The 23,924-nt window shown below is 60.8% G+C and carries 20 protein-coding genes; 11 read left to right on the forward strand and 9 right to left on the reverse strand.

The genetic code is table 11. The features are described from left to right. Positions 1-19: 19 nt before the first annotated feature. Complete coding sequence (locus CXQ82_RS15205; protein WP_101270342.1) at positions 20-949, forward strand: alpha/beta fold hydrolase; 930 nt, start codon at positions 20-22, stop codon at positions 947-949. Here CXQ82_RS15205 and CXQ82_RS15210 read toward each other — a convergent pair. Both CXQ82_RS15210 and CXQ82_RS15215 read right to left on the reverse strand, forming a co-directional pair. Further along, on the reverse strand, positions 912-2,378 hold the full coding sequence (locus CXQ82_RS15210; RefSeq protein ID WP_101270344.1) for a HAMP domain-containing sensor histidine kinase: 1,467 nt from the start codon (positions 2,376-2,378) through the stop codon (positions 912-914). The genes CXQ82_RS15205 and CXQ82_RS15210 overlap by 38 nt on opposite strands. Continuing rightward, on the reverse strand, positions 2,375-3,085 hold the full coding sequence (locus CXQ82_RS15215; protein ID WP_101270346.1) for a response regulator transcription factor: 711 nt from the start codon (positions 3,083-3,085) through the stop codon (positions 2,375-2,377). Before CXQ82_RS15215 ends, CXQ82_RS15210 begins: the two co-directional genes overlap by 4 nt. Positions 3,086-3,386: 301 nt before the next feature. On the opposite strand from CXQ82_RS15215, the gene msrB reads away from it, so the two are divergent. The 3 genes from msrB to msrA all read left to right on the forward strand — a co-directional run bounded on the left by msrB (position 3,387) and on the right by msrA (position 6,536). Then, a complete protein-coding gene (msrB, locus tag CXQ82_RS15220; RefSeq protein ID WP_101270348.1) occupies positions 3,387-3,887 on the forward strand; it encodes a peptide-methionine (R)-S-oxide reductase MsrB in 501 nt (166 codons plus the stop codon). 35 nt (positions 3,888-3,922) lie between these two features. Next, complete coding sequence (locus CXQ82_RS15225) at positions 3,923-5,683, forward strand: cytochrome c biogenesis protein DipZ (RefSeq protein ID WP_101270350.1); 1,761 nt, start codon at positions 3,923-3,925, stop codon at positions 5,681-5,683. A 157-nt stretch (positions 5,684-5,840) separates the two neighbouring features. Beyond that, complete coding sequence (gene msrA / locus CXQ82_RS15230; protein WP_101270352.1) at positions 5,841-6,536, forward strand: peptide-methionine (S)-S-oxide reductase MsrA; 696 nt, start codon at positions 5,841-5,843, stop codon at positions 6,534-6,536. A gap of 105 nt (positions 6,537-6,641) precedes the next feature. Here the strand turns inward: msrA and CXQ82_RS15235 are convergent, their stop codons facing one another. The 3 genes from CXQ82_RS15235 to CXQ82_RS15245 form a co-directional block, all read right to left on the reverse strand. After that, positions 6,642-7,592, reverse strand: coding sequence for an alpha-E domain-containing protein (locus CXQ82_RS15235; protein ID WP_003217078.1), 951 nt, complete (start codon positions 7,590-7,592; stop codon positions 6,642-6,644). A gap of 2 nt (positions 7,593-7,594) precedes the next feature. Continuing rightward, a complete protein-coding gene (locus CXQ82_RS15240; RefSeq protein ID WP_101270353.1) occupies positions 7,595-9,004 on the reverse strand; it encodes a circularly permuted type 2 ATP-grasp protein in 1,410 nt (469 codons plus the stop codon). Positions 9,005-9,396: 392 nt separating this feature from the next. Continuing rightward, on the reverse strand, positions 9,397-13,362 hold the full coding sequence (locus tag CXQ82_RS15245) for a hypothetical protein (RefSeq protein WP_101270355.1): 3,966 nt from the start codon (positions 13,360-13,362) through the stop codon (positions 9,397-9,399). Positions 13,363-13,600: 238 nt separating this feature from the next. Here CXQ82_RS15245 and CXQ82_RS15250 point away from each other — a divergent pair, with 238 nt between their 5' ends. The 3 genes from CXQ82_RS15250 to CXQ82_RS31605 all read left to right on the forward strand — a co-directional run bounded on the left by CXQ82_RS15250 (position 13,601) and on the right by CXQ82_RS31605 (position 14,576). After that, positions 13,601-14,146: a hypothetical protein gene (locus CXQ82_RS15250; RefSeq protein ID WP_101270357.1), complete on the forward strand. Its 546-nt coding sequence runs from the start codon at positions 13,601-13,603 to the stop codon at positions 14,144-14,146. A 71-nt stretch (positions 14,147-14,217) separates the two neighbouring features. Beyond that, positions 14,218-14,430, forward strand: coding sequence for a hypothetical protein (locus tag CXQ82_RS15255; protein ID WP_101270358.1), 213 nt, complete (start codon positions 14,218-14,220; stop codon positions 14,428-14,430). An 11-nt stretch (positions 14,431-14,441) separates the two neighbouring features. Beyond that, a complete protein-coding gene (locus tag CXQ82_RS31605; protein WP_256581807.1) occupies positions 14,442-14,576 on the forward strand; it encodes a hypothetical protein in 135 nt (44 codons plus the stop codon). On the opposite strand, the gene CXQ82_RS15260 is transcribed toward CXQ82_RS31605, so the two are convergent. The 4 genes from CXQ82_RS15260 to CXQ82_RS15275 all read right to left on the reverse strand — a co-directional run bounded on the left by CXQ82_RS15260 (position 14,567) and on the right by CXQ82_RS15275 (position 19,118). After that, positions 14,567-15,919 (reverse strand): sodium:proton antiporter, encoded by a 1,353-nt coding sequence (locus tag CXQ82_RS15260; protein ID WP_101270360.1) that lies wholly within the window; start codon positions 15,917-15,919, stop codon positions 14,567-14,569. The genes CXQ82_RS31605 and CXQ82_RS15260 overlap by 10 nt on opposite strands. 218 nt (positions 15,920-16,137) lie before the next feature. Beyond that, positions 16,138-17,397, reverse strand: coding sequence for an EAL domain-containing response regulator (locus tag CXQ82_RS15265; protein ID WP_101270362.1), 1,260 nt, complete (start codon positions 17,395-17,397; stop codon positions 16,138-16,140). A gap of 9 nt (positions 17,398-17,406) precedes the next feature. Beyond that, positions 17,407-17,790 (reverse strand): response regulator, encoded by a 384-nt coding sequence (locus CXQ82_RS15270; RefSeq protein ID WP_101270364.1) that lies wholly within the window; start codon positions 17,788-17,790, stop codon positions 17,407-17,409. Continuing rightward, positions 17,775-19,118 carry a HAMP domain-containing sensor histidine kinase gene (locus tag CXQ82_RS15275; protein ID WP_101270365.1) on the reverse strand — a complete coding sequence of 448 codons (1,344 nt, stop codon included), beginning with the start codon at positions 19,116-19,118 and terminating at the stop codon, positions 17,775-17,777. Before CXQ82_RS15275 ends, CXQ82_RS15270 begins: the two co-directional genes overlap by 16 nt. 315 nt (positions 19,119-19,433) lie before the next feature. On the opposite strand from CXQ82_RS15275, the gene CXQ82_RS15280 reads away from it, so the two are divergent. The 4 genes from CXQ82_RS15280 to CXQ82_RS15295 are packed head-to-tail and all read left to right on the forward strand — an operon-like array spanning position 19,434 to position 23,917. Next, positions 19,434-20,966, forward strand: coding sequence for a sugar ABC transporter ATP-binding protein (locus tag CXQ82_RS15280; protein WP_101270367.1), 1,533 nt, complete (start codon positions 19,434-19,436; stop codon positions 20,964-20,966). Then, positions 20,959-21,936, forward strand: a complete 978-nt coding sequence (locus CXQ82_RS15285) for a hypothetical protein (protein ID WP_101270370.1) — start codon at positions 20,959-20,961, stop codon at positions 21,934-21,936. The genes CXQ82_RS15280 and CXQ82_RS15285 overlap by 8 nt, the downstream gene beginning before the upstream one ends. A 34-nt stretch (positions 21,937-21,970) precedes the next feature. Beyond that, complete coding sequence (locus CXQ82_RS15290; RefSeq protein ID WP_101270372.1) at positions 21,971-22,903, forward strand: ABC transporter substrate-binding protein; 933 nt, start codon at positions 21,971-21,973, stop codon at positions 22,901-22,903. Positions 22,904-22,924: 21 nt separating this feature from the next. Further along, complete coding sequence (locus CXQ82_RS15295) at positions 22,925-23,917, forward strand: LacI family DNA-binding transcriptional regulator (protein ID WP_101270374.1); 993 nt, start codon at positions 22,925-22,927, stop codon at positions 23,915-23,917. Positions 23,918-23,924 lie beyond the last annotated feature (7 nt).

The following is a 23,924-nucleotide window of genomic DNA, read 5'->3' on the forward strand; positions in this document are numbered from 1 at the left end:
CTTCAGAAAGGCCACGCCCATGCGCCACATGATCGCTGTCAACGGTATTGAGCTGTGTGTTCACGTCGCCGGGCCGCAGGACGGGCCGGCGATTTGGCTGCTGCATGGCTTTCCGGAGTGCTGGCACTCCTGGCGCGAGCAGATCCCGGCATTGGTAGCGGCAGGCTATCGGGTGTTCGCCCCGCAAATGCGCGGCTATGGGCAGTCGAGCTCACCGGCCGAGGTTGCCGACTACGACCTGCTGACGCTGTGCGCCGATATCCAGCAGGCCATGGATCACTTTGGCCACGAGCAGGTGGTGATGGTTGGGCATGACTGGGGCGCCGTGGTGGCCTGGCATTTGGCGTTGCTTGAGCCGGAGCGGGTCACGCGCTTGATCACACTGTCGGTGCCATTCGCCGGGCGGGCGCGGCGGCCAGTGATCGAGATTTTGCGCGAGCTGTACGCGGACCGCTTCAACTACATCCTGTATTTCCAGGAGCCGGGCGTGGCCGAGCAGGAACTGAATGCGGATATCGAACGTACGCTGCGCCTGTTCATGCAGGACCAGGACGTGTTCTTGCAGAAGAAACCGGCGGATGCGCGCTTGCTCGAAGGCACCTCACCCCCCGGCGCGTTGCCGCAATGGTGTTCGCCCGCTGACCTCGATGTGTATGTGCAGACCTTTGCCGAGCACGGCTTTCGTGGCCCGCTGAACTGGTACCGCAATTTCGACCGCAACTGGCAGCGCACCGAGATTCTGGCGGGGCGGCAGGTACTGCAGCCGACGCTGTTCCTGATCGGCGACCGTGACCCGGTCGGCGTATTTGAAGCGCATACCCTCAAGCGCATGCCGGAGGCGGTGCCAGACCTGGAGCAGCGGGTGCTCGCCAACTGTGGTCACTGGATCCAGAACGAGAGAGGCCAGCAGGTCAACGCGTTGATGCTCGAGTTTCTAGGGAGAAGGTAAAGGTCGCGCCGCGACCCGGCCGGTCCACCAGGCGAATGCTGCGCCCGTGCAGTTGCAGGATGCGGTGCACGATGCGCAGGCCCAGGCCACCATCGCGGCGCGCGCCGCCGATGGTAAAGGCGCGCAGGAACAAGCCTTCGCGCAACTCGGCAGCAATGCCCGGGCCGCTGTCGGTGACGGTCACGGCCACCGCACCGGCTTCGGGGCTCAGGATTACTTCGACTTCGCCATTTACCGGGGTGTGGCGCAGGGCGTTGTCCAGCAGGTTGGTGAGTACCCGTTCAATCAGCCCCAGGTCGGCCAGCACCGTCGGCACCTGCGGCGGCAGGGTGGCGGTGAGGGTGATGGCGCGGGCTTCGGCGGTCAGCTCGAATTTCTGGAAGATGTCCTGCACCAGGTCAGGCAGCGAGAAACCCTCGATTACCGGCTGCACAAAACCATGTTCCAGGCGCACCAACTCCAACAGCGACTGGGCCAGGCCGCCGACCTTGCGGCTCTGGTCCAGGGCGATGCCAAGGTAGCGTCGGCGCTCTTCGGCGCTGAGGCTGGCGTCCTTGAGGGACAGGGTTTCGAGGTAGCCGTGTAGGGACGCCAGCGGCGTGCGCAGGTCGTGGGAGATATTGGCGACCATTTCCCGGCGTTCCTGGTCCTGATGGGTAATGGCGCGCCATTGCTCGCCGAGGCGGTTTTCCATTTGCACGAAGGCGTGGTCGAGCACGGCGATCTCATCGCCGCTATCGAGTGCCGGCGTGGCCGGTTGCTGGGTTTTCGGCGCGCCGTTGATATCGAACTGGCCGACTTTATCGGTGAGCTGGCGCAACGGCCGGGTGATCCAGGCGAATGCGATCAAGCCCGCCAACAGGCACAACAGGGCGACCAGGCCGATGGACCACAGCGCGATCTTCAGGGCCATGCCCGTGGCGTCCTTGGCGTCGTACACATCATGGGCCTCGCCCAGCAGCACCACATAGAGGAAGCCGGTTTGCTCGCCGTTGGCCTTGAGCGGCGCCGCGCTGAACACCTTGCGCCCGTCCATGCTGCGGGGGTCATCGCCGAGGATCGGCAGCATGGCGCCGCTGAGGAAGCGCCGGATCGGTGCCAGGTCAACCTTATCGCGCAGCAGGTGCCCGCTGGGCGCTGCATTGCCGACCACGCGGCCGTTGATGTCGAGCAGGTACACCTCGACACTCGGGTTCACCAGCATCAACTGGCTGAACAGGTTGCGCACGGCGTCGGGCTTGAGGCCATCGGCGTCCATCAATTGGGTATCACGGGCAATATGCGCGGCCAGGTCACGGGACAGGCCTTGCACCACTTCCAGTTCGTGCATGCGGTTGGAGCGCACTTGCAGCCACGCCGAGGTGCCGCTGCAGATCACCAGCAACACGGCAAACACCACCGACAGGCGCTGGGTCAGGGTCAGCTTCATGGTGGGCTCTCGGCAAACTTGTAGCCGCGGCCCCACACCGTAAGGATGCGCGCCGGGTTGGCCGGGTCGCTCTCGACCTTGGCGCGCAGGCGGTTGATATGGGTATTCACCGTATGTTCATAGCCTTCATGGCTGTAGCCCCATACGGCGTTGAGCAGGTCCATGCGAGAAAAGACCTTGCCCGGCTGGCGCGCGAAGAAGTAGAGCAGGTCGAATTCCCGTGGGGTGAGGTCCAGGCGTTGACCTTGCAGGGTCGCGTCACGGGTCAGCGGGTTGATGAACAGCTGGCCGAGGTCGAGGCTGCCGGCGTCCATCTTCAGGTTACGCGCCATCGCATCCACCCGGCGCAGCAGGGCCTTGACCCGCGCCACCAGCTCCGGCATGGAAAACGGCTTGGCCAGGTAGTCGTCGGCGCCCAGCTCAAGCCCGAGGATGCGGTGCAGTTCGCTGGAGCGCGCGCTGGTGATGATGATTGGCGTGTAGCGCGCCATGGCGCGGGCGCGGCGGCAGATTTCCAGGCCGTCGACGCCGGGCAGCATCAGGTCGAGGATCAACGCATCCCAGCCGCCTTGTTCCAGCAGGCGCAGGCCTTCGTTGCCGTCGGCGCTGTGGGTGACGTCGAACTGCTCGTCGCGCAGGTGCAGGCAGATGAGGTCGGCAATATGGGCATCGTCCTCGACCACCAGGACACGTTTGGGCTGATCCATGTAGAGAAACCTTGCTTTGGAGTTCGCGCATTGTGCGGCTTTTGCCGCAGTGTAGTTATCACGAATTGTTTAACTCTGCGTGAGGATTCCGCGACCGGCCAAGGCTCAAGATGGGCTCATTGCTTGTGGTTGATGTGGTGGTTATTGGGCTGTTGTGGTGCACCAGCTTGTGTGGCGAGCGGGCTTGCCCGCGTTGGGCTGCGTAGCGGCCCCCAAAAAAAGCGGGAGCGCTGCGCACTCCAACGCGGGCAAGCCCGCTCGCCACACAAGATCGTTGGCTCGTCATCTATAGGAGGCAATTATGTACTCACGTCGACAAATACTCCTGGCCGGTGGTGGCCTGGGTGTCGCCGTCCTGGCCGGTGGCTTGCTGAGGCAAGTCAACATGCTCAGCGCGGCCGAGGCCGCCGAGACCTTCGAGGTCAGCCACACCGATGCCGAGTGGCGCAGCCTGCTCAGTGAGGCGCAATACAGCATCCTGCGCGAGGAGGGCACCGAACGGCCCTACACCAGCGCCCTCAACGACGAACACCGCACCGGCACCTTTGCCTGTGCCGGCTGCGCGTTGCCGCTGTTTTCCTCGGCGACCAAGTTTGACAGCCATACCGGCTGGCCGAGCTTCTGGCAGCCGCTGGAGAACGCGGTGGCCAGCCATGTCGACACCTCCTACGGCGTGGTCCGCAAGGAAATCCATTGCCGGCGCTGCGGTGGTCACCAGGGGCATGTGTTCGATGACGGCCCGGCACCTACCGGCCTGCGCTATTGCATGAACGGCGCAGCCATGACGTTTACGGCGGCTTAAGCCGATGTTTATTTATTCTTATAAGGGTTCATCTCATGTGGCTTCTGGTTCTCGCGTACCTGGGCGGCGTGCTGACAATCGTCAGCCCGTGCATCCTGCCGGTTCTGCCTTTTGTCTTCGCTCGCACCGGGCAGCCGTTTTTGCGCAGTGGCTTGCCGCTGTTGGCGGGGATGGCGGTGACATTCGCCCTGGTCGCCTCGCTGGCGGCGGTGGGCGGCGGCTGGGTGGTGCAAGTCAATCAATACGGGCGTTGGCTCGCGTTGCTGTGCGTTGCCCTGTTCGGCTTAACGCTGTTGCTGCCGCAGCTGTCGGAACGCCTGACACGGCCATTGGTGGCCGCCGGCAGTCGCCTGTCGGAAGCAGCCGGCGCGCACGCAAAGCCGCGGCCGGGCGCCTCGTTCCTCATTGGCGTGGCCACCGGGCTGCTCTGGGCACCGTGCGCGGGGCCCATCCTCGGCTTGGTGCTGACCGGCGCCGCGCTGCAAGGCGCCAGTATCGGTACTACCTTGCTGTTGCTGGCCTACGCCGCCGGTGCTGCCACATCCCTGGCCTTGGCGCTGCTGGTCGGCGGTAAAGTCTTTGGGTTTATGAAGCGCTCCCTCGGCGCCGGTGAATGGCTGCGCCGTGGCCTGGGCGCACTGATGCTGGCCGGTGTGGCCGCGATTGCCCTGGGCCTGGACACCGGTGTGCTGGCACGGCTGTCGACCGCTTCCACCGGCGGCATTGAACAACGCCTGGTGGACACCCTCAGCGCCAAGCCGCAGCAGAAGAGTGGGGCGATGATGGCTGGGGGCGCGATGATGGCCGCCGCCAACCACAGTGACGCACTGCCGATTGAAGGTGCGTTGCCGTCCTTGGACGGCGCCGTGCAGTGGCTCAACAGCCCGCCGCTGAGCGCCGAAGCGCTCAAAGGCAAGGTGGTGCTGGTGGATTTCTGGACTTACTCCTGCATCAACTGCCTGCGCAGCCTGCCGTACGTGAAGGCCTGGGCCGAGAAGTATCACGACCAGGGCCTGGTGGTGATTGGTGTGCACGCCCCGGAATTTGCCTTTGAACGCGACGTGAACAATGTCACCCAGGCGATGCGGGACCTGGGCATCACCTACCCGGTGGCCATCGACAATAACTACAAGGTCTGGCGCGCTTTCAACAACCAGTACTGGCCGGCGCATTACTTTGCCGATGCCAAGGGCCAGATTCGCTACCACCACTTTGGCGAGGGCGACCACGCCGAGTCGGAGCGGGTGATCCAGCAGCTGCTGCGTGAAGCCGGGGCGAAAAACGTCGCCGGAGGCTTGATCGAAGCCGACGCCAAGGGCGTGCAGCAGGCGCCGGACATGAATGAAGCGCAGTCGCCGGAAACCTACCTGGGCTTCCAGCGCGCGGAAAACTTCGTCACCACCGCCACCCTGGCCACCAACCAGGTAGTGAATTACCCGGCGGCCGGCAACCTGGCCCTGAACAACTGGACCCTGGAAGGCCAATGGAACGTCGGCGGCCAGCAAGCCACCCTCGACGGGGCCGGCGGGCGCATTGTCTACCGCTTCCATGCCCGCGACCTGCACCTGGTGCTCGGCCCCGCTGCAGACGGCAAGCCGGTGCGCTTCAAGGTGATGATTGACGGCCAGGCCCCGGGCGATGCCCACGGCACCGACGTGGCCCCGGATGGCAGCGGCACCGTGACTGAGCAGCGCCTGTACCAGCTTGTGCGTCAGCCGGGTGCCGTGCAGGACCGCACGTTCACCATCGAGTTTCTTGATCCGCATGTGTCGGCGTATGCCTTCACCTTCGGCTAACTGATCTTCTGAGTTGATAACCCAACCAATGTGGGAGCGGGCTTGCTCGCGAATGCGCTAAACCAGTCACCAATGCTTCAACTGACACACCGCATTCGCGAGCAAGCCCGCTCCCACAGGTTGACCCCGTTTATTCCGTAGCACTGGAGTGACTGTGATGAAATTCTTCAAATTTTTACCGGTGCTGGTTTTCGCCGCTTTCGTCGGTCAAAGCTCAGCGTTTTCCTTTGGATCGTCCGAGGAGGGCGTCACGATAGCCCCGCCGGCCATGGACCTGCCCGGCGAGCCTGGCAACCTGCAAACCGCGGTGTTCGCCGGCGGCTGCTTCTGGGGTGTACAGGGGGTGTTCCAGCATGTGCAAGGGGTGAAAAACGCGGTGTCCGGCTACGACGGCGGTGCGGCGGGTACGGCCCAGTATGAGGCCGTCAGCGAAGGCGACACCGGCCACGCCGAGTCAGTGTCAGTGACATACGACCCGGCCACGGTCAGCTACGGCAAGCTGTTGCAGATCTACTTCTCGGTGGCCCACAACCCCACCGAACTCAACCGCCAGGGCCCGGACACCGGCACCCAGTACCGGTCGGCGATCTTTGCGCAGAATGCCGAGCAACAGAAAGTCGCCCAGGCCTATATCGCCCAGCTCGACGCCGCCAAGGCCTTCGACAAACCCATCGTGACTAAAATCGAGATGGGCAAGGCGTTCTACCCGGCGGAGGCCTATCACCAGGATTTCCTCACCGAGAACCCGTCCTACCCGTACATCGTGATCAATGATTTGCCGAAGGTGGCGCAGCTCAAAAAACTCTTCCCCGACAGATACCGCGCAGAGCCCGTCCTGGTCAAAAACCAATAAACGCCACAAACCCAATGTAGGAGGGGGCTTGCCCCGATTGCGGTGTGTCAGTCACCACCGCCATCGGGGGCAAGCCCCCTCCCACAGTTGAGTCCTCAGTCTGGCCTAGACCACTTCCAGGTAGGAACTATGTATCGCTCGCGCCAGCTCGCGCACGGTGTCGATAAAGTCCGTGAGGCGGCTGTGCAAGCCGTCTTCAAGAATCTCATCAATCCCCGTATACCTGAGCCGCGCCTCGAACTCTGCCGCCAGCCGTTGCGCCGTGCGGCCGTAGCTGCCCGGCAGGTCGGCGAGGATATGGCTCAGTTCCTCGATACACGCATGCAACGAACGCGGCACGTCGCTGCGCAGCAGCAGCAGTTCCGAAACCGAGCGCGCATTCAAGGCATTCGGATACAGCTCGGTATACGCCTCGAACGACGACAACGCGCGGAGCAGGGCGCTCCACTGGTAGTAGCCGCGTGCCGACAAGTCGCTGACTTCTTCAGATTCTTCGCCGAACATCTCATAACGTGCATCCAGCAGGCGCAAGGTGTTGTCCGCGCGCTCGACAAAGGTGCCCAGGCGGATAAACCGATACGCGTCATTGCGCATGATGGTGCCGGACGTGGCGCCACGGAACAGGTGTGAACGCTGCTTGACCCAATCACAGAAGTGGCTGATGCCATGCCGCGCCAGGCCGCCGGCGGCGATGCTGCGCATTTCCAGCCAGGTGGCGTTGAGGTTTTCCCACATGTCGGCGGTGATGCGCCCACGCACGGCGTGGGCATTGCCCCGCGCGGCGCGCAGGCAGTTGTAGATGCTGGCGGGGTTTTCTTCGTCGAGGGCGAAAAAATGCAGCATGCGCTCGGCATCCAACTGCTGGTGGCGCTCGAGGTAACTGTCCAGCGTGCCGCTGCTGAGCAACGACATGGCCAATTCATCCAGGCCATCGCTGCGCCCGGCCTGGGGCATCAACGACAGCGAATAACTGACTTCAAGCATGCGCGCCAGGTTTTCGGCGCGCTCCAGGTAACGGGACATCCAGTACAGATCTGCTGCGGTTCTACTCAACATACTCAGCCCTCCACCACCCAGGTGTCCTTGGTTCCGCCGCCTTGGGACGAGTTGACGATCAACGAGCCTTCACGCAGCGCCACCCGCGTGAGGCCGCCGGGTACCAGGCGGGTTTCCTTGCCAGAGAGCACGAAGGGCCGCAGGTCGATGTGCCGGGGCGCGATGCCGTTTTCGACAAAAGTCGGGCAGGTGGACAGGCTCAGGGTGGGTTGCGCGATGTACGCGTGGGGGCGGGCCTTGATGCGCTGGCGGAAGTCTTCGATCTCGGCCGCCGTGGACGCCGGGCCGACCAGCATGCCGTAGCCGCCGGAGCCTTGGGTTTCCTTGACCACCAGCTCTGCCAGGTTGGCCAGCACATGGGACAGCTCGTCGGGTTTGCGGCATTGGAAGGTCGGCACGTTTTGCAGAATCGGCGCTTCATCCAGGTAGAACTTGATCATCGCCGGCACGTAGGGGTAGATCGATTTGTCATCAGCCACGCCGGTGCCGATGGCATTGGCCAGCACCACATTGCCGGCGCAGTAGGCGGCCACCAGGCCGGGCACGCCAAGCATGGAGTCGGGGTTGAAGGCTTTCGGGTCGAGGAAGGCGTCGTCGATACGCCGATAAATCACGTCCACCGGCTTCGGCCCGTCGGTGGTGCGCATGAATACCTTGAGGTCGTGCACGAACAGGTCGGCGCCCTCCACCAGTTCCACGCCCATTTCACGGGCCAGGAATGCGTGCTCGAAAAACGCGCTGTTAAAGCGGCCCGGGGTCAGCACCACCACATTGGGGTTGTCCAAGCGGCTGGAGCTTTTCAGGGTTTTGAGCAGCAGGTTGGGGTAGTGGTCCACCGGTGCGATGCGCTGCTTGGCGAACACTTCCGGAAACAGGCGCATCATCATCTTGCGGTCTTCAAGCATGTAGCTCACGCCGCTGGGAGTGCGCAGGTTGTCTTCGAGCACGTAATAGGTGCCGTCGCCGTCGCGTACCAGGTCGACACCGGAGATGTGCGAGTAGATGTCGCGGTGCAGGTCCAGGCCGACCATGGCCTTCTGGTAACCCTCGTTGCCCAGCACCTGGTCTGCGGGAATGATCCCGGCCTTGATGATGCGCTGGTCGTGGTAGATGTCGGCGAGGAACATGTTCAGCGCGTTGACGCGCTGGATACAGCCACGTTCGATCACGCTCCATTCACTGGCGGGGATGCTGCGCGGGATGATGTCGAAGGGGATCAGGCGCTCGGTGTCTTGCTCGTCGCCATAAAGGGTGAAGGTGATCCCGGCGCGATGGAACAGCAAATCGGCTTCGCGTCGACGCTGGGCCAGCAGTTCCGGCGGCGTGTTGGCCAGCCAGCGGGAGAAATCCTGATAGTGCGCACGGCACTCGCCGTTTGCATCATTCATTTCATCAAAGAAAGATCGAGCCATTCCAGTACCTTGTCAGTGCCGAGGGGTGCGTGGGGTGGCACTGCCGCTTTAAAAAACGCATTTTTTTATGAGCCCGTGGCTGATGGTGCCAACAGACCTGGTCCTTACTTTCTTATGGGGTCGGCTCTGGGTCGGGGGGTAACGAATGCTCCTGTATCCGGGCAGATGAATGGATAAAGCAATGCTTGTGCCGGAATGAGCATGTAACGCTGATTAAGCCCTTAGGGTAGGCCGCTTCAGCGCTTGATCGCGAAAGTGAGCTTGCTTGCGCTGGGCTACGCACTGAGCGCGAGGCAAGGCCGCACCATCTTGGGTTGCTGAGAGCGCCCCAAGATAGGGCATTGATGGGTTCGAGCCGACGCCTTTTTACCTTGATTTACCGCCAGGGGGATTTAGCTGAAATGCACCGGTTTGTATTCAATTTTGAGTGTTTCAAACACGGGCGTTTTGCCTTGAGCTGCGACGTTGATCTGTATTTGGGTACCGTTGTTTTTTTCGATGTGTTGGACCTTTTGCCCGCTATACATATTCTGGATTCTGCTATCTACCAATAGATGGATTTCGTTTTCAGCTAGGCTGGGAAACTCACCGCGAACTTGCGTCTCTAGGTAGTCACGGATTTTTTCCATACTTGTCGAGCCGAATTTTAACGTCACCGTACCTTCATAGGCTTTTACAGTCTTACCCACCTCTTTTTGAAATTCTTTGGCAAACGAGTTATCTGCGCCATCTGCGGAGTAACAGATCAAAAGCCGGATATTGCTATAACGCGAGTCTGCCGGATCAATGCCTTTACTCCTCAAATGAGCAACCAACTCTTTTGCGGTGTAATGCTTGTCGTCAACCTCCACCAGAGCGGGCTTTTTCTGCAGCCTGTCCAGTATCCCGCGGTCAACGCCGTGAGCAACCACATTAAGTCGCGTGCCGCCCTTGTGGGCATCCGTATAGGTGTGAACTGCGCCACCCAGCACGTGAACCTCATTCATCGCTCCGCCCATCTGTGCAAAGGTGCTTTGACTGATGACAGTATTCGGTTTTGCCCCTTCGCCGGGCTTTACACTGCTCTGCGACTTCAGGCCGATCCTTTGCCGACTGGATGCCGACTTACTAGGGTGGGCCACGGCACCCAAGCTGTCGGGGGCGTTTGCCGAGGGGGTGTCGCTGACAAAGTTATCCAGCGCCTTGCCGTAAGTCTGCTGCGTGATCGGATCATAGGCGTACCACTTGTTGGTCGCCTCATCTAATTTAGCCAGGGTTTTGCTTTCAGCGGCGCCATTGGCGGCTTTATACGAGCCTTCGGCGATATCACGCCGCTTCGACAGTTCAAGCAGATTTACACTCTGGTAGGAACCGCGCAGGCTTTTGACGCCTTTGTAGGCAGTTCCCGTCGCCACACGACCGAGTTTAAGGGCGCCACGCCCCAGATCATCCACACCGTCCAACGGGTTGAGCGCGCCAAGCGCCGCCCGCCCAACGATCCTGCCAACCTTACCTATTTTTGACAGTGCGGACGCTGTGCTCGCAACGACTTTGGCGCCCTTGGCGAAGGCACTGCCGAAGCCGACCGCGAAACCGAAGATATCGAGGGTCAAATCGAAAGTGCCTCCGCCAATATTGCCCGATTTGAAATTTTTGATGGCTGAATAGAATGGGATAAAATCAAGTGCAACTTTCGAGACTTTTTCATGCACTGGCACTTCGGTGTCAAAGGTGGTTGCGCCTTTGGCATAACGTTCTACTGCGGGGAAGTTCATGTCCGCGATCAGTGTATTGACAATGTACTGGGTCCTGGCACTTCCGAAACAATTCTGTACGGTTGGCATACCGGTTTTTTCATCCAGTAATCCAGGTGAGTGCTCTCCCTCACGTTGTACTCTTTCGACCAATATCCCGGTGTGGCTAGGTCTAGCAACAAGGTCTGCGTGCCGTATGTAATCTTTTTCTGGAAGCTTTGAAATGGAACCCTTTGTTCGATCAAACTCGTAGTAGGTGGCCTTGCCATTTCGCTCAGTCTGAAATATCAACACGCCATCTGCCACTCGATCGCGTTGATTGGTTTCAGGGTATCTAACTTCTTCGAGGGGGGTTAATTTACCATGCTCCAAATTCTCACGGTCTTCCGGCGGCAGCTTGGAAATAAGGTACTTGAAGTGTGCGGCAGTGGTTTTTTTGACCGCATTGGCGTAGTTGCTAAACGGTTCCTGGAACAGTGCATCCGGGCGTGGCAGCTGTTTAAGCTTTTCCAGGATATTCGGTACGTCTATCTCGCTCGATGAGGAGACCCACGCAGTCGGTTTTCCATCTGCATCAATTTTTTTTACACCTAAAGTTGTTACCTGCACAAAAGTACGACCAAATTTACCCCAGTTATCCGCCGACGCGGGAGAACCCTGGAGCGCTCGACCATCGATATAGAGATCCAGTATCGAGTAGGGCCCAGGGTAATGCCGGTTTGAAGGATGCAACGTTATATTTTTTTGCTCGAACAGTACCGGGTCCATGTCTGGAAAGGCGTTCTTCAGCTGTTCCAAAGCAATGGACTCGACAGTCGGCATTTCTGTGACGTGGGTTTCGGCTGCGGCTTTCAGTTCGCTTACTTGTGCCGTGAATTGCTCGCGCACGGCCTTTATCGCAGTTTCCGTCACCGGATAACTCATGCCGTTGGCGACCCCCCATTGCTTGATAGCCTCGTTCTGAGCCGCATATTCGACAGCGCGCTCTGTTTCGGTGATCGGTGCTATGTCGGCTTCGAGCATGATTTGCGCGTAGCTCGCCATCGCTGTCGAGCCTGGCACTTTTGCTTCCATACGGGCGACCGCCGTGGTGAAGCTGACCCAGCTGTGGGTGCCCACTGACACTTGTTCCGGAATGTCCTTGACCAGGAACTCCGGTGCCTGGCTAGCCAGTAAAATGTGTGCCTGGATCACAGCATTCTCGGGAGATGACGCTTTGCTTGTGGCGACCAGGTGGTTAGCCAACTGCTGAATGACCGTCGCTGGAGGTTTACCCATGTTGTCGGCCGAGACCGGCCGGTAACCTTCAATAACGCCCGGTGTACGGCTATACGCCGGGGTGCCGACGCCTTTGCTGCTCGTCACGTTCAAGGCCGCCAGCAACCAGTCGGTGGCACTGCCCTTAACCGAACGGGCCTCGAAGGTCGCCTGAATGGCCTGGCCCAATGCCTTGCCCCTGGGTGAATTGATTAATTCGTTGATCAACTTGCGCGGATCACGTTGCTCCTCTGGAGAAATTTGCCTGCCGTTCAGCAGGTAGTCCAACACGTTGCCAAAGGGGCTCAACACCAGATCGCCGAACTTGCCCGCACGTACATCCGCCTGCAATTGTTGCTGGCTGTTCTGGTCAAGCGGTACGGGCCAGTTCAACGCGCCACCCAGGTTGCCATCCGGTGGTGCGTTGGAGGCCGGAGTCGACAGGGATTTTGCGAGGTTCAACACCTCTTCGCGAGTGGTGGGGATATCCCAGCCATGATCCTCCAGCAGTTGCTGAAGGCTTGCGTGGGTTTTGACAGGATAGGTACTGTCGGAGGCCAGGTTGACCCTCTTGGTCTTGAGTTGATCCTCAATGGACCCTGCGTCTGCGTTGGCGGCCAAGTGTTGCAGTTCTACAACGATTTGTTGCCGGTTGACCAGGTCGCCCAAATGCGATTTCTGGTCTTGAAGGGCGCTCTCGCTGCGCGATGCGATCAAACTTGTATCAGTGGTCGGGTCGAGAGCGGTAAACGTCTTGGTTTCGGCGAGTTCCTCAGCACGTTTGCGCATTGCCGGTTCCGTCAGGCCCAACCTCTCTTTATAAAAACGCCCCACCAGCTCATATGGAACAGGCTCAGCGATATCGCTTACCGGCGGCGCGAATGTCGTGTCGAGGTGTCCTGCAGCGAGCACCCGTGCGGCCTGGAGGATAGGCCCGCTGATCGCGCGCCAGTGCGGATCGTCTTGCCCGAGGGTATGGATCGTTTGTTTTGCATCCAGCGAGCGTTGAAGCGAAAACGAGATTTGACCCGTTTCCGGGTTGAGTCTGATCGACCCAACGGCGATGCCTTTGTCTTGAATCCACTGCTTAACGTCGGGTGACTGGAAAGCGCCGTGCAACTGGGCCCACCACTGGCCGAATGTGGAGTGGGGAGGGATGGGATGGATCTTGGCATCCGGCCGGTGATCGGCAGTGCTTAACAGCGCATTTCGATACTCGCGTGTCAGCTCGCGATCACCCTCGATGCGCGAGCCCGCTGGTGGCGCTGGGGCGTAGGAAGCCTCACGCTCTTGTGGGGGCGTGGCGGGCATGCTCTGTGGGAGCGAAAACTGCGGTTTTGTAGGGGGCTGACTGGAAACAGTGTTCATAGTACTTGCCAATGGAAGGGTTCGGCGGGGCTCCTGCTCTGAAGTGCCTCCGTGGCGCTGACCCTATGTCGCTCTGGCTCTTGAATTGGTTCCTTCACGGCGCAGTTCATTATCTGGCTGTTATCACGACAACGTCTTACGCAAGTCGCAGCAGGTTTCCTATCGGCGCATGAACAAACTTGAACTTCACCCCAGCCCGATTCTTCTAAGGTATCTCAGCCCAGCAGGGAGCACGGATGTGCCCAGAATCATTTCACCCGACACCCCGGAAGCGAACCTGACCGATCACAGCGAACACAACGCGAAAATCTTCGGCTCGCCCAAGGACCGCCTGGATTTTTACCGGCGCGAAATCCAATACGAAACCACCATCCTGGCCAACCGCACCGACGCCTACCTCACGGCGCAGTCATTCCTGGTGATCGCCTTCGTTTCCGGCATGGGCAACCTGAACCCGGAGTGGGGCAAGTTGTTCACCCTGATAGTGCCGGTGTTCCTGGCCTTGCTCGGTATTCTCAGCTCGTTGAACGCCTGGCCGGGTATTCGCGCCGCGTACGAAATCATCGACCATTGGCACTATAAGCAGAGCGAACTGCTGCGTAGCGAGCCGGTGATGGGCATGGCCTACGATGAATCGCCGTTGTTTGCCGAGATGGAGTCCTCCCACAAGGGCTATCGCAAGTCGCTGCTGTTCTCAATGCGCGCGCCCTGGTTGTTCATGGTGTTCTGGGTGCTGCTGGGCGCCTATGCGTTTTACATTCAGGTGGATAACCCCGGTTCTTAAGCAATTGGAACTTCACCCCCGAGCGCGCGACCTTACTTGAACGCAGGTTGCGTTTTCGAAAGAGGTGACCCATGAGCACAGATAAAGATCCCCAAGTCAGTGACCGTAACGACCCCGCCATCGATGGCGGCGAGCCGGCGCCCGGCACGGCGGCCGATGCGCCGAAAGACCCGAAGCCCGCCACCGACCCCAAGGCGCGCGAAAACGACTACAGTCCGGACTTCAAGCCCGAGCGCGAGCCCAAGCCTGAAACCGATGCCGATATCGACACCCAAGGCGGTTAGAGGAGACGGTCATGTCCAAAGAACTGGAAGAAGAACTCAACGATCCCGGCAATGAAGACCCAGGATCGTTGATGGACGATGCAACAGTGCCACTCAATGATCTGGATGAGGCGGCGGATGTAGGCAATACCGAGGATCAGGACTGAATATTCACCTTGGCACGTCGTTCATACCACACCAGCATCGGCTGGGTACTGAGGCCATGAACGACGATGCTCAAGGCGATCACCGAAAGCGTCAGGTTCACCGCCACTGCGCTGCTGGTGCCAATCAGCCCATGGTTGAGCGCGTAGAACAGGTAGTAGATGCTGCCGATCCCACGAATCCCGAACCAACTGATCAGCCCGCGCTGCTGACGATCGATCAGGCGTCCCCAAGGCATGGCAAACACGCTGAGTGGGCGGATCACCCAGAACAGCAACGCCGCCACCGGCAGCGCGCGCCAATCCCAGTGGCTGGCCAGCACCACCCCCAGCACCGTTACCAGAAACACTTCCATTGAGCGCTCCACCAGGCTGCCGAACGAGAGCATGTCGCCCATCATCACGCCCGCGGCGATCTGGGTGTCTTGAAGTTCGCTCACATCGCCCTGCAGGGCGTGCTCCGGCTCGACTTCCAGGTGGCCCACCACCGGCAGTGCCAGGTGCTCTGCGGGGGTCTGTGAATTGCCGGTGGACCGGAACTCCGCCTGGCGCAGGCCGAGCCCGGCGGCGAACACCGACAGAAAGCCATAGCCGCCAACAGCCTCGGCAGCCACGTAGGCGAGGGCGATCAGGGCAAGCGTCAGGTAGTCGTTCGGTGACAGGGTGCTGTCACTGTTGGTGATGCGCAGCCACAGGGTCATGCGGCCGATGCCCCGGCCCATCCAGTAACCTGTCAACAACCCGGCAGGCACCGCCCAGAGTAGATGCTTGAACACCCAGCCGCTGAACCAGTCACCGTCAAACCCGCCGTGCTGCATAAACAACAGCGCAAAAATCACAAAGGGAAACGCCGTGCCGTCGTTCAGGCCCGCTTCACCGGACAGGCCGAACCGCAGCGCGTCATAGTCCTGGGCGTTGTTGACCTGAACCAGCCCGGCCAGCACCGGGTCGGTCGGCGCCAGAATGGCACCGACCAATAGCGACACGCCCCAGGACAACTCGAACAGGTAATGCAGCACGCCGCAGATACCGAGGATGGTCAGCAGCATGACTGGTCCCGCCATGCCGAACGCAATGCGCCAAGTGCGGTGCTTGAGGGGCAGACGCAGCTTGAGCCCACTGACGAACAGCGAAAACAGCACCGCCACTTCGGTGAGGTGCTCCATCCAGCGCGCGGAGCCTTTGATATCCAGATGCAACAGGTCCACGCCCAACGGGCCTATGCCGATGCCCAGCAACAGGCACACCGCCGAGGTGGTTACCGGCATCCAGCGCAGGTAGGAGGAGGTGAGGGCGAGGGTCAGCAACACTGCACCCAGTACGGCCAACCATAGGATAAATGTCATCGAACGTGCCCCGGGCCGTGGTCTATCGACGTTGGAGGACCACGGCCGGGCACAGGTTCAATCACAACTTACTCATTCCCGGTGGCGAGCGGGCTTGTCCGCGTTGGGCTGCGTAGCGGCCCCAAAAAAAGCGGGAGCGCTGCGCACTCCAACGCGGGCAAGCCCGCTCGCCACACTAGCCCGCTCGCCACAACAGTTCATCTGCCGGCATCGAGTTGTCACGGCCCGACTAAACCGCTTTTTTCCAGCAGCAACCGCTCAAGCTCGGCCATCGGCAATGGCCGGCTGAACAGGTAGCCCTGGATCTGGTCGCAGCCGGCCGTTTTCAGGAACGCCAGCTGCGCCTGGGTTTCGACGCCCTCGGCGACCACGCGCAGGTCCAGGCTATGGGCCAGTTCGATGATGGTGCGGGTGATCGCTGCGTCCTGCGGGTTGCTGGTGACTTCGCGGATAAACGCGATATCGATCTTCAGCGTGTCGATGGGAAAGCGCCGCAAGTACGCCAGGCTGGAATAGCCGGTGCCGAAATCGTCGATGGAGATTTTCACGCCCATGGCACGCAAGCGTTGCAGACCGGTGATGGTGTGCTCGGTGTTTTCCATCAGTGAGCTTTCGGTCAGTTCCACCTCCAACCAATGCGGGTCAACGCCATGGTGTGCCAGGCTCTGCGCGATATCGGCGATCAGGTCACCCTCGATCAGTTGATGGCCGGAGACATTCACCGAGACTTCAATCGCACCGATAGCACTGCATTGCCATGCAGCGATCTGCTGACACACGCGATCGATCACCCAGCGTCCCACCGGCACGATCAGCCCCAGGCTTTCCAGCACCGGCACAAACACTGCCGGCGATATCGCGCCATAACCGGGGCGGTCCCAGCGCAGCAGCGCTTCCAGGGCACACACGGCGCCGCCGGCCAACTCGACCTTGGGTTGGTAATGCAGGGCGAATTCATCCCGCTCGACCGCCAGGCGCAGGGCTTTTTCCAGCTCGAGGCGGGTCAGGTCCTGCACGTCCAGTCGCGCGTGTTCGTCGCTGCGTTGTTGCAACTGCTGTTCGAGCATCTGGCTGTGCTTGTGCAACTGGTCACCATGGGCCTTGAGCCGCAGCAGGTTACGTACCCGCAGCCAGAGTTCGACGCGTTCGATCGGCTTGCTGATAAATTCCTCGGCGCCGGTTTCCAGGCCACTGACCCGCGCGCTGGGTTCGCTCAAGGCCGAAAGCATGATGATCGGGATATTCGCCGTGGCGGGGTTGCCCTTGAGCTGGCTGGCGACTTCATAGCCGTCCATGCCGGGCATCATGATGTCCAGCAGCACCAGGTCCGGTGGCTGCTGCGCGACCAACCGCAAGGCTTCTTCACCGTTGCTTGCGCTCAGGGTCTGGTAGCCCTCATGGCGCAGCAGGGTTTCCAACAACTTGCGAACCTGGGGTTCGTCATCAACGATCAACAGCGTTGCGGGTGAGCTGGCCATGGAGAGGACTCATGTGGGCGGTGTAATGGAAGGGTTCAGCAGGGTGTCGATAACCTCGTACAGCTCCTTGTAGCGCAGGGGTTTGATCACATAGGCATCACAACCGGCCAGGCGGGTTTTTTCGCGGTCTTCCTTCATGGCCATGGCGGTCAGCGCGATCACGGGGATATGCGCGGTGTGGGGGTCTCGTTTGAGCAGCCGGGTTGCCGCCAGGCCGTCCATGCCAGGCAATTGAATGTCCATCAGGATCAGCGCCGGTTGTTTTTCGCGCGCCAGGGTCAGCCCGCATTCAGCGTCGGCAGCCCACAGCACGCTATGCCCGGCATTCATCAGCAGCAGGCGGGCCAGGCGCATATTCGCCTCGTTGTCTTCGACAATCAGGATTTCGGCCATGTGGCAACCTCCGTCGCCCGATGCAGCGGCAGCCACACCAAAAACCGTGCGCCAAGGTCTTCACGACTGGCCACCGCGACACTGCCACCGTGCAGGTCGGTGAGTTGCTTGACCATCGCCAGGCCCAGCCCGGTGCCTTCGAATTTGCGCGCCAGGCTGCTGTCGATCTGGCTGAAGGCCTTGAACAGCTTGCCCATGTCGTCCGGGGCAATGCCGATGCCGGTGTCGCTGACGCTCAATTCGAGGAACTGCTGGTGCGCGCTGGGCGGCAGGGCAAAGCTGTGCACCGGCCAGTCGCCGGGAACCAGGCCAACCTGGTCGCGGCTGACCTCGCGCACGGCCAGGGTCACCGAGCTGCCGTGCTCGCTGAACTTCACCGCATTGGCCAGCAGGTTGTAGACGATCTGCTTGGTCTTGCGCAGGTCCAGCTCCAGGCAGCCGAAGTCGCCCTGGCTGTCGAGCTTCAGTTGGATACGCTGCAGCGCGGCCTTTTCGCGCACGATCAGCAGGCTGTTGGCCAACAGGCCTGCCAGCTCTACGGCCTCCAGCTCCAGGTCCATCATCCCGGCCTCGACCTTGGACAAGTCGAGAATGTCGTTGATCAGTGACAGCAGGTGCTGGCCGCTGGTGAAGATGTCGCCGATATATTCGCGCTGCACCTCGCTCATATCGCCCACCAGGCCGTCCTTGAGCGCCTCGGAAAACCCGATCACCGCATTCAGCGGCGTGCGCAGTTCATGGGACATGGTGGCCAGGAACTCCGACTTCATATGGTTGGCGTGTTCCAGCTCCAGGTTCTTTTCTTCCAATGCGCGTTCAAAGCCCTTGCGCTCGGCTTCTTCCTGTTTGCGCGCAGTGTTGTCGGTGCCGATCAGCAGGTAGCCGATGATGGTGTCGTTGCGGTTGCGCAAGGCCGTCACCGAGACCATCGCCGACAACCGGCTGCCGTCCTTGCGGATATAGGTCAGCTCGTAAATGTCTTCGATGCCACGTGAGGCCTTGAACACCAGGGCTTCGAAGCCCGGGGTGATGGGGGTGTCGAGTTCCAGGCTGAGGGCGGCGGCGCGGGTGATCAGCTCAACGGGGTCGGAGATGTCGGCGGGCGTGATGCGGTTGACCACATCGGCGGCGGCATAGCCGAGCATTCGTTCGGCGCCGACGTTGAATATCTGGATCACGCCTTTTTCGTCGGTGGCGATGCTGGAGAAGTAGGCGCTGTTGAAAATCGCGTCCTGCAGTGCACCGGTCTTGAGCAGGGTTTTCTGGCGCTTGAACTCGACGATTTTTTCAGCGCGCGATTGAGTCGGGGGCGGTAAGGGTGTGTCCATCGCTTGGGCGTTCCGTGACGTTCAGGCCCGCCGTCGTCTTGAGGCGATGGCGCAGAGCATGCTCACAGAAGATCGCTCGGAAGCGATGAGGAGGAGATGAGGTAGTTGGACAATAGCAGAGATTATGGCGTTTGGATGGCACCACACACTCTTTTGAAGGGGTTGGCACTCATTTAGGTGCAAATCACGATTCTTCGTTGATGAAACGTTTCACTAATCGATTATTGGTAGGCGCAAGCGCTTGCGTAAGCAAATATATCTGCATTAGAGTCGGCGGCACTCGATTACAAAAATAATAAATCCAGGAGCTCATCCATGAGCCTTGAACCCTTGCTTGAGATGCAGGGCATCAGCAAAACCTTCAACGGTCTGCGCGTGCTCAAATCTGTCGGCCTGAAGGTCTACCCCGGCGAAATCCACGCCTTGATGGGGGAGAACGGTGCCGGCAAATCCACCTTGATGAAAATCCTCTCCGGCGCCTACCAGGCCGATCCAGGCGGTGAAATCCGCATCGGCGGCCAACCCATCGCTACCTACAACCCTGCCACCGCCAAAGCCCTCGGCATCGCCGTGATCTATCAGGAACTGAGCCTGTGCCCGAACCTGAGCGTGGCCGAAAACATCTACCTGGGCCGCGAACTGCGCCGCGGCTGGACCATCGACCGCAAGGGCATGCAGGCCGGTTGCGTGGAGGTGCTGCAACGCCTGGGCGCCGAGTTCACGCCTGGGACCACGGTCAGCAGCCTGTCGATTGCCGAACGCCAACTGGTGGAGATCGCCCGCGCATTGCATGCCCACGCCAAGATCCTGGTGATGGACGAACCGACCACGCCGTTATCGTCGCGTGAGACCGACCGGCTGTTCACGCTGATCAAGCAACTGCGCAGCCAGGGCCTGGCGATCATCTATATCAGCCATCGCATGGCGGAGATCTACGAGCTGTCGGACCGCGTCTCGGTGCTGCGCGACGGCCAATACATCGGCGAACTGACCCGCGACGCGCTGTCGGCCGAAGTGCTGGTGAAAATGATGGTGGGCCGCGACCTGTCCGGCTTCTACAAGAAGGAACACGCCGCGTACAACCCCGGCAACGTAGTGATGCGCGTGCGCGACATGGCCGACGGCAAACGCGTGCGCAACTGCAGTTTCGACCTGCACGCCGGTGAAGTGTTGGGCATTGCCGGGCTGGTGGGGGCAGGGCGCACCGAGCTGGCACGGCTGATCTTCGCCGCCGACCCACGCACCAGCGGCACCCTCGAAGTGGTGGGCAAGACGGTCACCCAACTGCGCACCCCGGCGGATGCGATTCGGGCGGGCGTGGTGTACCTCACCGAAGACCGCAAGGCCCAGGGGCTGTTCCTTGACATGAGCGTGGCGGACAACATCAACGTCTGCGCCTGCGTACCGGACGCGCATGCCGGTGGCGTGCTGGACCGCAGCCATGCCGCGCAACGCGCGAATGACGCAATCAAGTCACTGTCGATTCGGGTGGCGTCGGGCAAGGTCAATGTCGGTGCGCTATCCGGTGGCAATCAACAGAAGGTGCTGCTGGCGCGGCTGCTGGAGGTCAAGCCGCATGTGTTGATCCTCGACGAACCGACACGCGGCGTGGACATCGGCTCCAAGTCCGAAATCTACCGCATCATCAATCAACTGGCCCAGGCCGGCGTGGGCATTGTAGTGATCTCCAGCGAGCTGCCGGAAATCATTGGTACATGCGACCGCGTGTTGATCATGCGCGAAGGCCAGTTGGTGGCCGAAGTCGGCGGGGCCTCGGGCCACGTCATTTCCCAGGAACGTATTATTGACCTCGCCACCGGTGGCGATCAGGTGGTTAACCATGGCTGATTCGATGATTGCGACAACCGGCAAGGCTGAACGCGCGCGAGAGCTGATGCGCACAGTCGGCATGCTGCCGGTGCTGATATTGCTGCTGGTGGGCTTTGCCCTGGCGAGTGAAAACTTTTTGACCGTACAGAACCTGTCGATCATCACCCAGCAAGCCTCGGTGAATGTGGTATTGGCGGCGGGCATGACCTTTGTGATCCTCACGGCCGGCATCGACTTGTCGGTGGGCGCGATTCTGGCGGCGTCGGCAGTGGTGGCCTTGCAGGCCTCGATGTCGCCACAATTCGGCATGTTCGGGATCGCCGCCGGGATCGGCTTTGGCCTGTTACTGGGCCTGGTCAACGGCGGCTTGATCGCCTTTATGCGCCTGCCGCCGTTTATCGTCACCCTCGGCGCGCTGACCGCCATGCGCGGTCTGGCACGCCTGTTGGCCGACGACAAAACCGTGTTCAACCCCGACCTGCCGTTTGCCTTTATCGGCAATGACTCGATCCTCGGCGTGCCCTGGCTGGTGGTGATCGCCGTGGCGGTGGTGGGGTTGTCGTGGTTCATCCTGCGGCGCACGGTGATGGGCGTGCAGATTTACTCGGTGGGCGGCAACCCGGAGGCCGCGCGGCTGTCGGGGATCAAGGTGTGGAAGGTGCTGCTGTTTGTCTACGCGATGTCCGGCGCGTTGGCCGGGCTGGGCGCGGTGATGAGTGCTTCGCGCCTGTTCGCCGCCAATGGCCTGCAACTCGGGCAATCCTACGAGCTGGACGCGATTGCCGCTGTGATCCTCGGCGGCACCAGCTTTACCGGCGGTGTCGGCACCATCGGCGGCACGCTGATCGGCGCGCTGATTATTGCGGTACTCACCAATGGCCTGGTGCTGCTGGGGGTGTCGGATATCTGGCAATACATCATCAAGGGCATTGTGATCATTGGCGCGGTCGCGCTGGATCGCTATCGCCAGTCCGGTGCACGGACCTGATTTCACTCCAACAACAATCACAAGAGAGACCGGCATGAACTTCAAACGCATCTTTCCCGTTATTGCCTTGGCTGCCCTGATGTCCCAAGCCGTCGAAGCCCGTGAGCTCAAAGCCCTCGGCATCAGCATGGGCTCGCTGGGCAACCCGTATTTCGTGACCCTGGCCGATGGCGCAACTGCCCGGGCCAAGGAGTTGAACCCCAACGTCAAGGTCACGTCGGTGTCGGCCGACTATGACTTGAGCAAGCAGTTTTCGCAGATCGATAACTTTATTTCGTCCAAGGTCGACCTGATCCTGATCAATGCCGTCGACCCATCGGCGATGGCCTCGGCGATCAAAAAAGCCCGGGATGCGGGGATTGTCGTGGTCGCTGTGGACGTGGAAGCCAAGGGCGTGAATGCCACCGTGCAGACCGACAACGTCGAAGCCGGCAAACTCGCCTGCCAATACCTGGTGGACAAGCTCTCGGGCAAAGGCAATGTGATTATCCAGAACGGCCCGCAAGTCACCGCCGTGACCGATCGCGTCAAAGGCTGCAAGGCCGCCTTGGCCGGTGCACCGGAGATCAAGGTGCTGTCCGACGACCAGGATGGCAAAGGCTCGCGCGAAGGCGGCTTGAACGTGATGCAGGGTTACCTCACACGCTTCCCGAAAATCGACGGCCTGTTTGCGATCAACGACCCGCAAGCCATCGGCAGTGACCTGGCGGCCAAGCAGCTCAAGCGCAGCGGCATCATCATTACCTCGGTGGACGGCGCGCCGGATATCGAGAATGCCCTGAAAACCGATACGCAGATCCAGGCCTCGTCCAGCCAGGACCCGTGGGCCATGGCCCAGACTGCCGTGAACGTCGGCAATGACATCCTCAATGACAAAGCCCCGGCCGAAGCGGTTACCCTGCTCACGCCAAAACTGATCACCCGCGATAACGTCGGTACCTACAGCGGCTGGTCGAGTAAACATTGATTCAGTGAGAGGAAACGCGCCGTGGTCACCATGGATGACGTGGCAAGCAGGGCGGGGGTGTCGTCGTCGACCGTGTCACATGTGTTGAACGGCACACGCAAGGTCAGCCCGGCCACGGTGCAGGCGGTACAGCGCGCGATCCAGGAGTTGGGGTATATCCCCAACACCCTGGCGCGCTCGCTGGCCCGCTCCAGTACCAACACGATTGGCGTGGCGATCTCGGCGTTGTCCAACCATTACTTCAGCGAAACGGTGCACGCGATTGAAACCGCGTGCGCCAAGCACGGCTACATGATGTTGTTTGTCGACACCCACGATGACCCGGAGCAGGAGCTGCGGGTGGTCACGGCGCTGCACCACCGGCGCGTCGACGGCATTGTGCTGGCACCGTCGAATGGCTCGATGGCCCTGGAATATCTGCAGGCCAACGAGATGCCTGCGGTGCTGGTTGATCGGATGATGAGTGAGCAGTTCGATCAGGTCGGAGTGGAAAACGCCCAGGCCACCCAGGCCCTGATTGAACACCTGATCGGCCACGGGCATCGGCGTATCGGCTTTATCGCCGGGCGCACGGGGTTCAGTACCACCGACGAGCGCGTTGCCGGCTACCGCGCGGCGTTGCAAGCGGCGGGGTTGGCGTTTGACCCGCAACTGGTGGTCAACGGCGGCTCCAACACCGAGCCGGCGCGGCAGGCCACTGTGCAATTGCTGGGCCTGGCTGCGCCGCCGACGGCGATCATGGCCGGTAATAACCTGATGACCCTTGGCGCGATGCACGCCTTGCGTGACGCGCAACTCGACGTACCGGGGCAGATGGCCCTGGTGGGCTTCGACGATTTTGACTGGGCGGATTTTTTTGTCCCACGCCTGACGTTGATCGCGCAGCCAGTGCAGGCGCTGGGCGCGCAAGCGGTGGAACTGTTGCTGCAACGCATGGCGTTGCCAACCGCGCCCGCCCGTAGTGTGCGCCTGGCGCCGACCTTGCAACTGCGTAATTCATGTGGCTGTCTCTGATTGGAAT

This window comes from Pseudomonas sp. S09G 359 (assembly GCF_002843605.1).
Lineage (GTDB): Bacteria > Pseudomonadota > Gammaproteobacteria > Pseudomonadales > Pseudomonadaceae > Aquipseudomonas.